This is a genomic window from Kitasatospora sp. NPDC088742, assembly GCF_055584905.1.
In genome coordinates this window covers 1-14,762 of record NZ_JBVJLD010000006.1, presented here as the reverse complement: position 1 = coordinate 14,762, position 14,762 = coordinate 1, and the positions used below count along the sequence as shown (strand labels likewise).

Genomic DNA, 14,762 nt, shown 5'->3' with positions numbered 1-14,762 from the left:
GGAGTGCCCAGTGACGCAGTACCAGGTCTGGGCGCCGGTGGCGTCCCGGGTCGAGGTCGAGGTGGACGGCGCCGCCCACCCGATGGCGCCCTGGCCGGGCCGCCCCGGCTGGTGGCGGGCCGAGGCCCCGGAGGGCGACTACGGCTTCCGGCTGGACGGCGGCCGCGCGCTGCCCGACCCGCGCTCGCCCCGCCAGCCGCACGGGCCGGACGGCCCGAGCCGCCCGGTGGACCACGCCGCCTTCCACTGGTCCGACACCCCGTGGCAGGGCCGGGCGCTGCCCGGGGCCGTGGTGTACGAGCTGCACGTGGGCACCTTCACCCCCGGCGGCACCTTCGCCTCGGCCGCCGAGCGCCTCGACCACCTGGTCGAACTCGGCGTGGACTTCGTGGAGTTGCTCCCCGTCTGCCCCTTCCCCGGACGGCACGGCTGGGGCTACGACGGGGTCTCGCTCTGGGCGGTGCACGAGCCCTACGGCGGCCCGGAGGGGCTCAAGCGCTTCGTGGACGCGGCGCACCGCAAGGGGATCGGGGTGATCCTCGACGTGGTCCACAACCACCTCGGCCCGTCCGGCAACTACCTCCCGGCCTTCGGCCCGTACTTCACCGACCGCCACCACACCCCCTGGGGCGCGGCGGTGAACCTGGACGCCCCCGGCTCCGACGAGGTCCGCGCCTACCTGCTCGGCAGCGCACTGGCCTGGCTCCGCGACTACCGGATCGACGGGCTGCGGCTGGACGCGGTGCACGCGCTGGCCGACGACCGGGCGTACCCGTTCCTGGAGGAACTCGCCGTCGAGGTGGACAAGTTGGGCGCCGCCACCGGGCGGCCGCTGTTCCTGGTCGCCGAGTCCGACCTGAACGACCCGCGCACCACCAACCCCCGGCAGGCCGGCGGCCTGGGCCTGACGGCGCAGTGGAGCGACGACTTCCACCACGCCCTGCACGCCGCCCTCACCGGTGAATCCCAGGCGTACTACGGCGACTTCGCCACCGCACCGCTCGCCGCCGTGGCCAAGACCCTCACCAAGGGCTTCTTCCACGACGGGAGTCGGTCCTCGTTCCGGGACCGCAGCCACGGCCGCCCGTTCCCCGCCGCCTTCGGCCACCGGCTGCTCGGCTACACCCAGACCCACGACCAGATCGGCAACCGGGCGCTCGGCGACCGGCTCTCCGCCACCCTCTCCCCCGGGCGGCTGGCCGCCGGGGCGGCCCTGGTGCTCACCTCGCCGTTCACCCCGATGCTCTTCATGGGCGAGGAGTGGGGCGCCTCGACCCCCTGGCAGTACTTCACCAGCCACCCCGACCCCGAGCTGGCCGAGGCCGTCCGGCAGGGCCGCCGCCGCGAGTTCACCTCCCACGGCTGGGCCGCCGAGGACGTCCCCGACCCGCAGTCCCCCGCCACCGTCCTGGTCTCCACCCTCGACTGGACCGAACCGGGCGCCCGCCACCACGCCGAACTCCTCGACTGGTACCGTCACTTGATCCGCCTGCGGCGCACCCACCCCACCCTCACCGACCCCGACCTGGCGGCCGTCCGGGTCGACTTCGACGAGGCCGCCCACTGGCTGGTCGTCCACCGCGGCCCCCACCGCCTCGCGGTCAACCTCGCCACCGAGGACCGCCTGCTCCCCGTCCCCCCGGGCACCCCCCTGGCCACCTTCGGCAAGGCCGAACAGACCCCCGACGGCCTGCTGCTCGGCCCGGACTCCACCGTGCTCCTCGAGATCGACTGACCCCCGCGGAGCCGCTCACCCCAGGAACGGCGTGATCCTCCCCCGCAGCCCCGCCGCGTCCAGCCCGTACGCGGCCAGGTGCTCCGGGATCGTCCCGTAGTGCCGGTGCTCCTCCTTCGGCACGCCCAACCCCAGGATCCGGTGCGGCAGTTCGGCCAGCGCCGCGCTGGCCTCGGCCACCGAGGTGCCCGCCAGGTACGGCTCGACCAGCACCACGTCCGCCGGCCCGTCCCCGACCGCCGACCGGAGCGCCGCCCGGTCGAAGGGCCGCACCGTCGCGGCGTAGAGCACCGTCACGTCCAGCCCCTCGGTGGCCGCGAGCACCGCGCCCAGCATCGGGCCGACCGCCAGCACCACCCCGCGCCGCCCCTGCCGCACCGTCAGGAACCGCCCCGGCGCAACCGGCATCGCCGCCGCGTTCGCGTGCTCCGACAGGCGCACGTACACCTTCTCGTCGCCGTCGGCCGCCGCGTGCCGCAGCAGCCGCTCCGCCTCGTCCGGGTGCCCCGGCACGTGCACTGTCCAGCCCGGCAGGGTGTCCAGCAGGGCGACATCCCCCGGCGCCATGTGGGTGCGGCCGCCGGCCGGCCAGTCGTAGGAGCCGGCCGCGCTGACCAGCACCGCGCCGACGCCCTGGTGGCCGAGGTCCAACTTGACCTGCTCGAAGGGCCGTTCCACCAGGAAGCTGGCGAAGGTGTGGGCGATCGGCCGCAGTCCGGCCAGCGCCAGCCCGCCCGTCACACCGATCAGCAGCTGCTCCCGGATGCCGACGTTGATCACCCGGTCCGGGTGCCGCGCGGCCTCCGCCTGCAGGCTGCCGGCGCTGATGTCGGCCAGCACCACGGCCAGCCTCGGGTCCTGGTCCAGCAGTTCACCGGTGATGCCGATGAAACGGTCGCGCATGGTCTCGGTGGTCTCCACGATCTCTCCCCTGTTCCGTTCCGTCAGTTCTTGGGCTCGACCCGGGCGACCACCGCGTGCGGCCGCCCGTCGCGCGGGGCGGTGAACGCCCGGTGCAGCGCCTCGTGGTCCCGGCCGTCCACCGTCACCGCCGACCAGCCCTCGGCCTCGAAGCGGGAGGCGATCCCGCCCCGCCAGCCGTGCGTGGCCGAGGAGTTGTCGATCACCACGGCGTGCAGCCGGTCCAGCCCGGCCGCCCCGGCGAAGGCCACCGCCTCGTGGTTGCTGCCCTCGTCGAACTCGGCGTCACCGACCAGCACCCAGACCGCCGGATCGGTCAGCCCCTGGGCCCGCAGCCCCAACGCGGTGCCCACCGCCAGCGGCAGGCCGTGGCCGAGCGAGCCGGAGCCGATCTCGGCGCCCGGCACCAGCAGGCGGTCCGGGTGGTGGCCGAGCGGGGAGTCGTAGGCGCCGAAGCTGGAGAGCACCGCCGGGTCCAGGAAGCCCTTGGCGGCGAGCACCGCGTAGTAGGCCATCGGGCCGTGGCCCTTGGAGAGCAGGAAGCGGTCCCGCCCGGGGTCATCGACGGTCTCCGGGGAGACCCGGAGCACCCGGTCGTAGAGCACCCAGAGCGCGTCCAGGGTGGAGGTCGCGGCCGGGCCGTGCTTCTCGGCGCCGGTCATCAGGGCCATCAGGGAGGCCAGGTCGTGGTGTCCGTAACTCTGCGGTGTGGTCGCTGCGGAGGTCATGGGCACAGCCTGCAAGTTCAAGCCGACTTCAAGTCAAGCCCCTCCCGACCACGCCCCGCCACGGCCGTTAGGGTCGGCCCATGGCGCTCTCCCGGCACGACCTCCTCACCATCGGCGAACTCGCCGCCCGCAGCGGCCTGGCCACCTCCGCGCTGCGCTACTACGAGAAGCTCGGCCTGATCCACGCCGAACGCACCGCCGGCGGCCAGCGCCGCTACGCCCGGGCCACCCTGCGCCGGGTCGCCTTCGTCCGGGCCGCCCAGCGGGTCGGCCTCTCACTGGACGAGGCGCGCACCGCGCTCGACCGCCTCCCGGCCGAACGCGCCCCGAACGCCGGGGAGTGGAGCCGGGTCGCCGAGTCCTGGCAGTCCCGGATCGACGAGCAGATCGCCGAGCTGGAGCGCCTCAAGCAGAAGCTCACCGGCTGCATCGGCTGTGGCTGCCTCTCCCTCTCCCGCTGCGCCCTCTACAACGCGGGCGACCGCGCCGCCGCCACCGGCCCCGGCGCCCGCTACCTGCTCACCGCCGATCCGTCCCAACCCCCGGAGCCCGCCCCCGAACAGCCGTAGGCCATCTATGCTGCCTCTGGCACAAGCCCGGCACCACGGCACCCGGCCGTCTCGAACAGCCACGGGGGAGAACAGACATGACCGACCATCAGGACGTCTCGCTGGACTGGATGTCGGGCGACCAGGACGAACTGCGGCCGCCCACCGACCTGCGCCCCGAGGTGCCGCACCCGGCCCGGATGTACGACTACTACCTGGGCGGCAAGGACAACTTCCCGGCCGACCGGGAGGCCGCCGAGAAGGTGCTCGGGCTCAGCCCGCTGGTGCGGATCAGCGCCCAGGCCAACCGCGCCTTCCTCCAGCGCGCGGTGCGCGAGCTCGCCACCGAGCACGGCATCAAGCAGTTCCTGGACATCGGCACCGGCATCCCCACCTCGGGCAACACCCACGAGATCGCCCAGCAGGTGTACCCCGACGCCAAGGTCGCCTACCTGGACAACGACCCGATCGTCCTGGTGCACAGCCGCGCCCTGCTGGCCGCCGCCGGCGCGGGCAACGCCACGGTGGTCCAGGCCGACCTGCGCGACCCGGCGGCCATCCTGGACGACCCCGCGGTCCGCAAGGTGATCGACTTCGACCAGCCGGTCGCCCTGCTGCTCTTCGCGGTGCTGCACTTCATCGACGACGCCGACGACCCGTGGGCCGTCGTCCGCACCCTGGTGGACGCCCTGCCCTCCGGCAGCTTCGTCGCGATCTCGCACGGCACCGGTGACTTCTCCACCCCCGAGCAGGCCTCCAAGGGCCCGGCCGTCTACAAGACCGCCACCGCCCAGCTCACCATGCGCCCCCGGGCCGACGTGCTGCGCTTCTTCGACGGCCTGGAGCTGCTGGAGCCCGGCCTGGTCACCGCCCCCACCTGGCGCCCGGACGAGGCCGCCAAGCCCACCGACGCCGAGACCGCGATCTGGGCGGGCGTGGCCCGCAAGGCCTGACCCGACTGGGCAGTTGTCCTGACAGGCGCCGTCCGGAAACGTAGAGTTCTGCCACCTGACGCACTGGGGGGCGGATGGAACCGGACGGCGCCACGGGCCAGTTGGTCCGGTCACGGCTGTACCTGCTGGTCACGGTGGTGGCCCTGCTGGGCTCCCCGCCGGCCCGGGAGCTGCTCGAGGACTGGCGCCCGGACCAGTCCTCCCTCGGGGGCTGGCTGGACTCCCAACTGCTCTACCCCGGCTGGGCGTCGGAGCACGCCCGCACCGACCCGTACAGGCTGCTCGACCCGGCCGCGAACGAGCTGGCCAGCACCCTCGGCACCGCCGCCCTGCTGGCGGCCCTGGTGCTGCTGACGCCCCGTCTGGTGACCGTCGACCGGGGCCGGTGGCACCTGCTGGCCGGTGCCGTGGGCACCGGCGTGCTGGCCGGCCTGCTCGGCTCGCTGACCGACCTGCTGGCGGCCTGGGCCGCCTCCGGCCACCTGGAGTACGCGGAGCTCTCGCTCCGCTTCGCCCCCCAGGCCGCCACCGAGTTCGGTGCCCTGGTCGGCCTGGTCCTCGCCCTGCTGCTGTTCCGGTTCGCCGCCCCGGCCACCCGGCGGCCCGTCCGTACGCGAGAACGGAGCGCCGCCGTGCCCGAGCCGAAGACCGCCCCCGCCACCCCGCTCGGCAGTACCCCGGGCGATGTGACCAGGTACCTGTGCGCCGCCGGCTACACCGACCCGGCCTTCGCCCGCCGGGTCACCGAGGACCTGGTCGCCGACGACTTCGGCGCCGTGGCCACCTCACCCGGGCTGGACCTCGTCCCGGTGGCGCGGCACGGCCTGGCTGCCCAATCCCTGCGCCAGAAAAGGGACTTGGCGCTCTGCGCGGTGACCGGCGCGGTCCTGCTCACCGGGCCGTCCTGGCTGCTTTCCGTCCTGGCCGCCCTCGCGGTCCTGCGCTGGTTCGGCCGGGGGCGGGACGCCGACCGGCCGCCCCGGCCCGGCCACGGCCGGAGCCTCGCCGCCCCGGCCTCCACCCCGTGGAAGCTCGCCCTCGCCGTGCCGCTCGCCCTCGCGGTGATGTTCCTGCTGCGGGCCCTGGTGGTCCCCGAGGAGCCGGAGGGGTTCTGGAGCTGGTTCTGGGGCACCTACTACGGCTCGGCTCCCGCCAGCCTGACCGCCCTGGCCGGGATCGTGGTCGCCTACGGCCTGACGCTCGGTCACCGCATGGAGGTGGACGCCCGGTTACGGCGCCACCTGCGCCGCCCGGTGTTCCGGGCCGACGCCCCGGTCGAGCCGGCCGGCCCGAAGTGGACCGAGCCGCGGCTGGCCGCGATCGCCGCGGCGCAGCGCGGCAACCTCACCGTGTACAGCGGCTACCGGCCGTTCATGGGCTTCGCCGAGGCCCACAACAACTGGCAGATCGCCGTCCCGCTGCTGGCCGCCCACGAGCCGGTCACCCGGACCGCCCGCCCGCTGCGGGAGTTCGACGCCCGGGACGTGACGACGGCGATCCGCGAGCGGCTCCTGGACACCTCCGTGCGGCACGCGGCCGAGCCGCCCGAGCGCGCCGAGACCAACCTGACCGGCCTGCTGCTGGAGAGCCGGGTCTTCGCCAACGGCGCGGCCCTGGCCGGGGACCGGCGGATCCTGGCCGGGGACCGGACCGTCCCCGGCTCGCTCGACGAGGAGCTGGTGGAGCGGATCGCCCTGGACCCGGACGGCGTGGCCCGGCACTACCTGGCCGCGCACCTGCCGCTCTGGGGCGGCGACGTGGTGCCCAGCACCTTCCTCCACCTGTCCACCAACGGGAAGACCCTGCACATCCAGGCCGAGTCGCACCTGCTCCAGCCGGTGCACCCGCGCTACCACGAGGTCGACCTGCTGCCGGAGGGGCTCACCGACGCCCGCCGGAGCGTCCTGCGGCTGAACGCCCTGCGGGAGACGGCCGGCGCGCTGTTCCGGGCGCCGGTGGCCGTGGTCGTCCAGGCCCGCTACGGGCGGCGGCGGGCCCGGCGGCGCAAGCACGAACTGGCCGCGATCGCCCAGGATCCGACCTTCGACTACGGCGCCCGGTTCAGCGTCCGCGAGCTGGCCACCAGCGAGGTCTACCAGAACTACTTCCAGGAGGTGGACGCCGACCGCGCGCTGGCCACCCTCTACCGCCACACCCTGGCCGCCATCCGGGACTTCCTCGACGACCACGGCGTGGACACCACGCTCTTCAGCACCCAGCAGCAGACCATCCTCAACTACGGGGTGATCCAGCAGGGCGGTGTCAGCGTGGTCGCGAACCAGGCCGTCGGCCAGCAGTCCAGCGCCCAACTGACCGTCCCCGCACCGGCGTCCGGGAAGCAGGCAAAGAGCTGATGGACACCGGGCGCACCGTCCGCAGGTCGGTCCGGCGCAGGCTCTACGCCCTCTTCGCGGTGGTCCTGGCCATCGGCCTGCCCCCGGCCCAGCAGGAGCTGCTCCGGATCGAGCCCGGGGACACCCTGCTGCGCTGGCTGCTGCACCAGCTCGAGTTCCCGGCCTGGCTGGCCGAGTACGACGGCACGGACCCGTACCTGCTGTTGAGCCAGAACGAGAACCGGGTGGTCAGCTCCGTCACCACCGTCGTCCTGCTGGCGGCCCTGTTCTGGACGGTGCCCCGGCTGGTGCCGCTCGGCCAGGGCCGCGGGCGGCTGCTGGCCGGCTGCCTGGGCACGGCCTCGCTCTGCAGCCTGCTCGCCGCCCTGGCCCACTGGGCCGCCGTCGTGGTGACCCTCTCCCGCCCCGCACTCTCCTCCTCCCGGATGGACGGGACGATCCCGCTCGCCACCGGCTTCGGCCTGGTGCTGGGGGCCGCCCTCACCGTGGCCCTGCTCGGCCTCGCCGCGCCCCCGTCCGCCGCCTCCGCCACCCGGCGCCCGCGCCGAGGTGCCCGCCCGGCCGCCCCGTCCTCCGATCGGAGCTCCACGATGTCCGTGCCGTACTCCGCCGGCGTGCCGCTGGGCAGCGAGCCCGGCGACGTCACCCGGTACCTGAGTGCCGCCCCCTACCTGGACCAGGCCTTCGCCCGCCGGGTCACCGAGGACCTGGTCGCGGACGAACTCGGGGCGGTGGCCGCCTCCCCGGCGGTGGACCTGGTGCCGGTCGCCCGGCACGCGCTGGCCGCCCAGGCCCTGCGCCAACGCCGGGACGGCGCCCTGCTGGTGACGGCGCTGGCCGTGCTGCTGGTCAGCCCGCTCTGGCTGCTGCTCACCGGCCTGGTGCTGGCCCTGATCGGCGCCTCGGCCCGGCAGGCCGGGGCCGAGCAGCCCGGGCGCGGCCGCCGCGAGGGCGTCCCGCCCCGTGCCCTGCTGGTGCTGCTGCTCATCGCCCCGGTGGCGGCGGCCCTGCCGGCGGGCACCCTGCTGCTGCTGGCCCTGGCCGAGCCCAGCGGGGTCCTGGCCTGGCTGACCGGCAGCTACCTGGCCGGCGTCCCGGGGGTGCTGGCCCTGATCGGCGGGCTGACCGTCACGTACCTGCTGACGCTGCGTCATGTCCTGGACGTGGACGCCCGGCTGCGCGGCCAGCTCCACCGGGAGACCTTCCGGCCGGACGCGCCGGTCGAGCCGCTCGGCCCGGACTGGACCGGCGAGCGGCTGCTCGCGGTGGCCCGGGCCCAGCGCGGCAACGTCACCGTGCACAGCAGCTACCTGCCGTTCCTCGGCTACGGCGGGGTCCTGGCCCAGCTCGCCCCGCTGGTCGTCCCGCTGCTGCCGGAGCGCGGCCTGCCCGGCCAACCGCAGCGGCCGGTACGGGAGTTCGACACCTGGGAGCTGATCACCGCGGTGCACCGGCGGCTGCGGGACACCGCCGACCGGCACGCCACCGAGCCCCCGGCCACCGGTGAGACCAACCTGGCCGGTCTCCGCTTGGAGCACCGGGTCACCGTGCACGGCACGGTGGCCGCCGACGACCGCCGGCTGCTCCCCGCCGACCAGCTGCACCCCGTCACCCGGCTCGACGAGGACCAGGTCCGGGAGATCGCGCTCGACCCGGACGGCCGGGCCCGCCACCACCTGGTCGCCCACCTCCCGCTCTGGGGCGACGAGGTGGTGCCCAGCCTCTTCCTCCGGCTCTCCGTCACCGGACGGTCCCTGCACATCCACCCCGCGCTCCAGCTGCTGCCACCGCTGCGGGCCGACTACCACGAGGTGGACCTGCTGCCGCGCGACCTCTCGGCGGCCCGCCGGGACACGCTCCGGCTGCGGGCGCTCGGCCTGGCCTCCGCGGTGCTGCGCCGCTCGCCCTCCGCCTACCTGGACCAGGCCGGCTACGAGCGCCGCCACGACCAGCGGCTGCGCCGCGGGACACTCGCCCTCGCGCACGACCCGGCCTTCGACCACGGCGCCCACTTCAGCGTCCGGGAGGCCGCCGCCAGCCCGGTCTACCTCAACTACTACCAGCAGACCGACGGCCACCGGACCGGCTTCGCCCTCCACCAGCACGCGCTGACCGCCGTCCGGGACTTCCTGGAGGAACACGGCGTGGACACCAGCACGCTGACGACCCAGCAGAACAACCTGGTGAACTTCGGCGTCATCCAGCAGGGCGGGACCAGCCACGTCGGCAACCAGGCCGTCGGCCCCGGCGCCCTCGCGCAGTCCACCGCGGCCGTACCCGCGCCCGTCTTCGCCCCCTCCCCCGCACCCGACCAGCAGCAGAGGAGCAAGAGTTGACCCACTCCGAGCCCGGCGCCAACTACGGCGTCCAGCAGTCCGGTGGCCACAGCCAGGTCGGCAACCAGGCCGTCGGCCCGGGCGCCCGGGCCGTCGCCCACCAGATCGCCTTCCAGTCCGCCGCCCCGTCCCGCCGGGTCGAGGAACTCCTCGGCGTCATCGAGCAGTTGCTCACCACCCACGCCGCCGAACTCGCCGACCCCGAGACCTCGCAGGCCGAACTCCGGCGCCTGCGCGAGGAACTGGCCGAGGACGACCCGCAGCCCGGCGTGCTGCGCCGCGCCCTGGACCGCCTCACCGCCATCGCCGTCCCGATCGCCCCGCTCGCCACGGCGGTGGCCGAACTCACCACCACGATCCTGAACTGACCCCCGGCCGCTACTCCTCGTCGCGGGCGTGGCGGCCGCCGCTGCCCCGGGTGAAACGGCCCGTCAGCCCGGCCGCCACGGCCGCGGCCAGCAGCACCGCGGCCGGGATCGCCAGGTGCACGGCGGGTCGGTACTCCACCAGGCCCTCCGGCAGTTCGACCACCCAGCCCAGCCGCTCCGCGAGGTGGAGCGGGTCGTAGGTGGCGCAGCCGTACGCCACCGCCGCGAAGCCGAGCGCGAGCAGCAGCAGCACCCAGCTGCGCTCCCCCGCCCCGAGCAGCAGCAGCGCCCCGGCCGCGACCACCAGCGGGGTGGCCCCGTTGAAGACCAGCAGGTGTGCGGAGGCGGCCCAGGCCGAGGGCTGCCTGATCCCGTTCCACCCGATCACGGTGAGCACCGCGGCCGCCCCGCCCAGCAGCACCATCACCAGCACCGCCGGCACCGCCCGCACCGGCCGCCCGGCCCGCCGGTAGCGGCGCAGCACCAGCCAGCAGGCGAGCAGCAGGGCGACCGCCCAGTACACCGCCAGCCACCCGGGCCGGGCCAGCTCGTGCGTCCCGAGCAGCCCCCCGGGCGAGCGGAAGGCGGTCCCCGCGCAGAACCCGTCGGGCACCACCTGCCGGCAGCCCTCCACCGGCACCCGGTACAGCGGGAGCGAACAGCCGATCAGCACCCCGAACAGCGCGAGCACGTACCAGTACCGACGTACGGCCATCCGTCCCACCCTCCCCTCGAACGATTGCCCGGCAGTCTCCCCGCAACCCGCCCCCGTACACAAGGACCCGGACGTTTCCCTCCTCCCAATTCCCGCCCAACACCGGGCATTCGGCACACCTCGACCCAACATTGAACATGTTCAAATTATCTGCCAGACTTGCTCCGTCCTTCGAAACCGGAGCGTGCAGCGTGATCTTCGTCCTGATCTTCTTCGTCGCCGCGGGATGCGCCGCGGTCGTGATCCCCGCCGTGACCCTCGCGTTCGTGATCACCCTCCGCGGCGGGCTGCGCGTCCCCGCGCGGGCCCTGCTCCTCCTGCTGGCCGCCGCGCTCCAGGGGACCGCCTGGAAGGCCCTCCTCGGAGCGCACTTCCTGGCACCGGCCGCCGTCGTGCTGGCCGCCCTCGCGACCCTGACGGTCGGCGCCGCCCGGCTCTGGAAGCTGACCCACCCCACCCCGCCGCCCCCGGCCTGGTACTGGGCAGCGCCGAACCGGTTCTGACGCCGGCCCGGCCCTCAGGCCGCGAACGGCCGGTCGCGGCGGGCGTCGTGGCGGACGGAGCCCCACCAGGCAAGCTCGTCGGGCATCGCCTCGGCGGCCGCCTCCAGCCCCTCGGGGGCGCGCGGCGTGCCGTCGGCCGCGAGGAGTTCGTGGAAGCCGGAGGAAGGAGACGCACTCCCGGCGGGGGCCGCGGCACCAATCTGAGGCGCTCGACCTCCCGGCCGACGACGAGCAGCGGCCGGTCGTCCATCTACCCGCCGACGAGGCCACCGCCACCGCGCTGGACCGCCTGACCGGCCGCCGCCCGGGCGCCCCGCGCGCCGTCCCACGGCACCTGACCGAGCGGCAAGGAGCCAGTGAACAGGGCGAGTTGACAACAGAAGCGGCCCCGGCCGGAGACCCGGCCGGGGCCGTCGCCCGCTCAGACCTGGAGGCCGCCCACCGGCGCCGCCCCCGCCGACGGGGAGCCCGCCGAACCGGCGGCCAGCCCGAGCGCCTTGCGCACCGCCGCCGCGTGCTCCATCGTCTCGGAGGAGATCTCGTCCACCAGCTCCATGGCGTCCTCCAGCTCACCGCCCCCGGCCGCCGCCCGCCAGGCCGCGGTCTCCTCGTCCTTGGCGGCCAGCATCGCCCGCATCGGCTCCTTCACCGGCTCCGGCCACTTCACCGCCCGCAGCCGCTCCGCCTCCTGCTCCGAGGCCTCGGCCATCTGCCCGGCCCAGGACCGGAGTTCGGGCTCGGCCTGCTTGCCCTCGCCGTCCGGCTGCTCCGCGTAGACGCGGTTGTACGGGTTGACCGCGCGCAGGTACGCCAGCTGCACGTCGCTCAACGAACCCGGCCGGACCCGCACCGAGCCGCTGGACCCGCCCTTGCCCCCGTCGAAGACGCAGGTCACCTCCCGCTTCCCGAGCGCCCACTGAGGGCTCGACGGAAAGAAGTGGTTCTCGCCCACGTTCCGCGGCAGCGCCCAGCCGTCCGGTGCGTACGCGTCCCAGGACGGCGCGCAGAGCAGCGTCGCCTCGTGCGAGAGCTGGGCGTCGGTCGGCGCCTTCCCGAGCGAGTCGCGGAGTTGGGCCTTCCCGGCCACCTCCCCGTCGTGCCGGACCGCGCAGTCGACCTTCCGCAGGCCGGTGACCATGACCGAGTCCTTCCGGTCGGTCCGCGAGCCCTCGACGTAGCAGTCCCCGGTGGTCAGCACCGGCCCCGAGACGTCCCGCCCACCGCCGGGCGCACCGCCGGGCCGGTCGCCCAGCGACGCGTAGAACAGCCCCACGACCAGCTTGCCCGCGATCACGGCCGCGACCGTCAGCCCGATCATCCACCCCTTACGGTTCCCCCGGGCGGGCGCCGCCGCCGGCGGCGCGGCCCACGCGTACGGGTTGGGCGGAGCCTCGGGGAACGGCTTGTTCTCGGTCACGGCGGTGCTACTCCCCCTGGGCGCCCGCGCACGTCGCGAGCAGGTGTTCGACAAGATCTCCGCGACCCTAGCCGAACCCCGCGGCCACCCGCACGCGATAATCCGCAGCTCAGCGGCGTTCGCGCAGGTCCTCCCAGACCTTCCGTACCTGCGGCGCCAGTTCGGCCAGCGGCCCGCTGTTGTCGATCACCAGATCGGCCACCGCCAGCCGCGCGCTCCGGGTCGCCTGGGCCGCCATCCGGGCCCTGGCCTCCTCCGGCGCCATCCCGCGCAGCCGCACCAGCCGGTCCAGCCGCACCTCGTCCTCGGCGTCCACCACGACCACCAGGTCGTACAGCGGAGCCAGGCCGTTCTCGGCCAGCAGCGGGACGTCGTGCACCACCACGTCGGCGTCCCCGGCGGCCGCCTCCAGCTCCGCGGAGCGGGTCCGCACCAGCGGGTGCACGATCGCGTTCAGCGCGGCCAGCCGCTCCGGGTCGCCGAACACCAGCGCGCCGAGCGCCGGCCGGTCCAGCGTGCCGTCCGCCCGCAGCACCCCGTCCCCGAACTCGGCCACCACCGCGCGCAGCCCGTCCGTCCCGGGCTCCACCACCTCACGGGCGATCAGATCGGAGTCCACGATCACCGCACCCTGTGCGGCGAACTGCCGGGACACCTCGCTCTTGCCCGCCCCGATCCCGCCCGTCAGTCCGATCCTCAGCATGCGGGCCAGGCTACCGCTTCCCGGCGTACGCTCCGCCGCCCGGGTGAGCCGCCATTCCCTCGCCGCCGCACCGGCGTTGTGCAGGGCGCTCCGCACGCACCACGTCACACCCACCGAGCAAGGAACCCCGAGGAACCCTCATGAAGCTCACCCGCACCCGGCTCGCGCTCCTGCTCGCCACCACCGTCGGCGGCCTGCTGCTCACCGCCGGCCCGGCCGCCGCCTGCGACGCGCTCGGCGGACTGGCCGCCCTCAGCGGCGACTTCGGCAACTCCTGCACCCTGCGCTGACCCTCGCCGACCGGTGCTGACCCGCCGTCAGCCGACCGGGGCGGGAAGCTTCTCCGCCACCGGCGGCGCCTGGGCCGGCAGGACCGGCTGCGGCAGCGGCGGCAGCGCCACGTGCTCGGTCAGCCCGAACCGCCGGTGCAGCCGCCGCAGCGGCGCCGGCGCCCACCAGTTGAACTCGCCGAACAGCGTCATCGCGGCCGGCACCAGCAGACAGCGCACCAGCGTGGCGTCCACCGCCACGGCCACCGCGAGCGCGATCCCCATCTCCTTGACCATCAGCATCTGCCCGGCCGCGAAGCCCGCGAAGACGATCACCATCAGCAGCGCGGCCGAGGTGATGATCTTCCCGCTGCGCTGGAGTCCGAGCTCCACGGCGCGCGAGCAGCTGAAGCCCTGGTCCCGGAGCTCCTTGATCCGGGCCAGCAGGAAGACCTCGTAGTCCATCGAGAGCCCGAAGGCGAAGGCGAAGACCAGCACGGGTATGAAGGTCTCCAGCCCGCCCGTCGGCGTGAAGCCGAGCAGGCCGCTGAAGTAGCCGTGCTGGAAGACCAGGGTCAGCGCGCCGAGCGAGGCCCCGAGCGAGAGGACGTTCATCAGCAGGGCCTTGACCGGCATCACCACCGAACCGGTCATCAGGAAGAGCAGCACCAGCGTCCCGACCGCGACCAGGCCCAGCGCCCACGGTCCCCGGCTGACGATCTCGTGCTGGAAGTCCACCACCGAGGCGGCGTCACCGGTCACGTAGGTGGTCATCCCGTCGCGCTTGTCCCGCAGTTCGTCCACCACCCGCTTGGCCCCGGCGCCCTGCGGATCGCCGTGGACCAGCACCTCCACGCTGCTGACCCCCGGCGAGACAGCGGTCACGGCCCGGACCCCGGCGACGTCGGGGAGCTTGGAGACCACCTGGTCGGCGTAGTGCTGGGCGGCGGCGCGGTCGGCCTCCACCACCAGCGTCACCGGGGCGGGGGCCAGCGTCGGGAAGCGCTGCTCGACGGTCTCGGCCACCTGCCGGCCGGCCGAGGAGGCCGGCAGCACGGCGGCGCCGGAGCTGCGCCAGTCGGATCCGAGGAAGGGGGCGCCGGCCGCCATCAGCAGCGCGACGCAGGCCAGCACCACCGGAATCGCCCGGCGCTGCACCCGCCGCACCGTCCGGGTGAAGAAGCCCTCGTCGGGCACCGGCTCGACGGGGGT

The 14,762-nt window shown here is 74.7% G+C and carries 14 protein-coding genes; 8 read left to right on the top strand and 6 right to left on the bottom strand.

Annotated elements, in window-relative coordinates; translation table 11 throughout:
- Window positions 1–10 precede the first annotated feature (10 nt).
- Window positions 11–1,735: a malto-oligosyltrehalose trehalohydrolase gene (gene treZ, locus ACZ6ZR_RS07815; protein WP_465640472.1), complete on the top strand. Its 1,725-nt coding sequence runs from the start codon at window positions 11–13 to the stop codon at window positions 1,733–1,735.
- 15 nt (window positions 1,736–1,750) lie between these two features.
- Here the strand turns inward: treZ and ACZ6ZR_RS07810 are convergent, their stop codons facing one another.
- Both ACZ6ZR_RS07810 and ACZ6ZR_RS07805 read right to left on the bottom strand, forming a co-directional pair.
- Complete coding sequence (locus ACZ6ZR_RS07810) at window positions 1,751–2,638, bottom strand: transketolase family protein (protein ID WP_465640761.1); 888 nt, start codon at window positions 2,636–2,638, stop codon at window positions 1,751–1,753.
- A 41-nt stretch (window positions 2,639–2,679) separates the two neighbouring features.
- Window positions 2,680–3,384 carry a transketolase gene (locus ACZ6ZR_RS07805; protein ID WP_465640470.1) on the bottom strand — a complete coding sequence of 235 codons (705 nt, stop codon included), beginning with the start codon at window positions 3,382–3,384 and terminating at the stop codon, window positions 2,680–2,682.
- Between the two features lie 80 nt (window positions 3,385–3,464).
- Here ACZ6ZR_RS07805 and soxR point away from each other — a divergent pair, with 80 nt between their 5' ends.
- The 5 genes from soxR (at window position 3,465) to ACZ6ZR_RS07780 (ending at window position 9,943) form a co-directional block, all read left to right on the top strand.
- A complete protein-coding gene (gene soxR / locus ACZ6ZR_RS07800; protein ID WP_465640468.1) occupies window positions 3,465–3,953 on the top strand; it encodes a redox-sensitive transcriptional activator SoxR in 489 nt (162 codons plus the stop codon).
- Between the two features lie 77 nt (window positions 3,954–4,030).
- Entirely contained in the window at window positions 4,031–4,885 is an 855-nt protein-coding gene (locus ACZ6ZR_RS07795; protein WP_465640467.1) for an SAM-dependent methyltransferase, read from the top strand.
- Window positions 4,886–4,959: 74 nt separating this feature from the next.
- Window positions 4,960–7,239 (top strand): hypothetical protein, encoded by a 2,280-nt coding sequence (locus ACZ6ZR_RS07790; RefSeq protein WP_465640465.1) that lies wholly within the window; start codon window positions 4,960–4,962, stop codon window positions 7,237–7,239.
- Window positions 7,239–9,575 (top strand): hypothetical protein, encoded by a 2,337-nt coding sequence (locus ACZ6ZR_RS07785; protein WP_465640464.1) that lies wholly within the window; start codon window positions 7,239–7,241, stop codon window positions 9,573–9,575. Before ACZ6ZR_RS07790 ends, ACZ6ZR_RS07785 begins: the two co-directional genes overlap by 1 nt.
- Entirely contained in the window at window positions 9,572–9,943 is a 372-nt protein-coding gene (locus ACZ6ZR_RS07780) for a hypothetical protein (protein ID WP_465640462.1), read from the top strand. The genes ACZ6ZR_RS07785 and ACZ6ZR_RS07780 overlap by 4 nt, the downstream gene beginning before the upstream one ends.
- Window positions 9,944–9,953: 10 nt before the next feature.
- On the opposite strand, the gene ACZ6ZR_RS07775 is transcribed toward ACZ6ZR_RS07780, so the two are convergent.
- Window positions 9,954–10,658, bottom strand: a complete 705-nt coding sequence (locus ACZ6ZR_RS07775; protein ID WP_465640460.1) for a hypothetical protein — start codon at window positions 10,656–10,658, stop codon at window positions 9,954–9,956.
- 191 nt (window positions 10,659–10,849) lie between these two features.
- Between ACZ6ZR_RS07775 and ACZ6ZR_RS07770 the strand changes: the two genes are divergently transcribed.
- Complete coding sequence (locus ACZ6ZR_RS07770; RefSeq protein WP_465640459.1) at window positions 10,850–11,161, top strand: hypothetical protein; 312 nt, start codon at window positions 10,850–10,852, stop codon at window positions 11,159–11,161.
- Between the two features lie 421 nt (window positions 11,162–11,582).
- On the opposite strand, the gene ACZ6ZR_RS07765 is transcribed toward ACZ6ZR_RS07770, so the two are convergent.
- Window positions 11,583–12,578, bottom strand: coding sequence for a septum formation family protein (locus ACZ6ZR_RS07765; RefSeq protein WP_465640457.1), 996 nt, complete (start codon window positions 12,576–12,578; stop codon window positions 11,583–11,585).
- Window positions 12,579–12,687: 109 nt separating this feature from the next.
- Window positions 12,688–13,281 (bottom strand): dephospho-CoA kinase, encoded by a 594-nt coding sequence (coaE, locus tag ACZ6ZR_RS07760; RefSeq protein WP_465640455.1) that lies wholly within the window; start codon window positions 13,279–13,281, stop codon window positions 12,688–12,690.
- A 140-nt stretch (window positions 13,282–13,421) separates the two neighbouring features.
- Here coaE and ACZ6ZR_RS07755 point away from each other — a divergent pair, with 140 nt between their 5' ends.
- Window positions 13,422–13,571 carry a hypothetical protein gene (locus ACZ6ZR_RS07755; RefSeq protein WP_396292152.1) on the top strand — a complete coding sequence of 50 codons (150 nt, stop codon included), beginning with the start codon at window positions 13,422–13,424 and terminating at the stop codon, window positions 13,569–13,571.
- 27 nt (window positions 13,572–13,598) lie between these two features.
- Here the strand turns inward: ACZ6ZR_RS07755 and ACZ6ZR_RS07750 are convergent.
- A partial coding sequence (locus ACZ6ZR_RS07750) for an MMPL family transporter (RefSeq protein ID WP_465640453.1) occupies window positions 13,599–14,762 on the bottom strand: 1,164 nt, incomplete at its 5' end.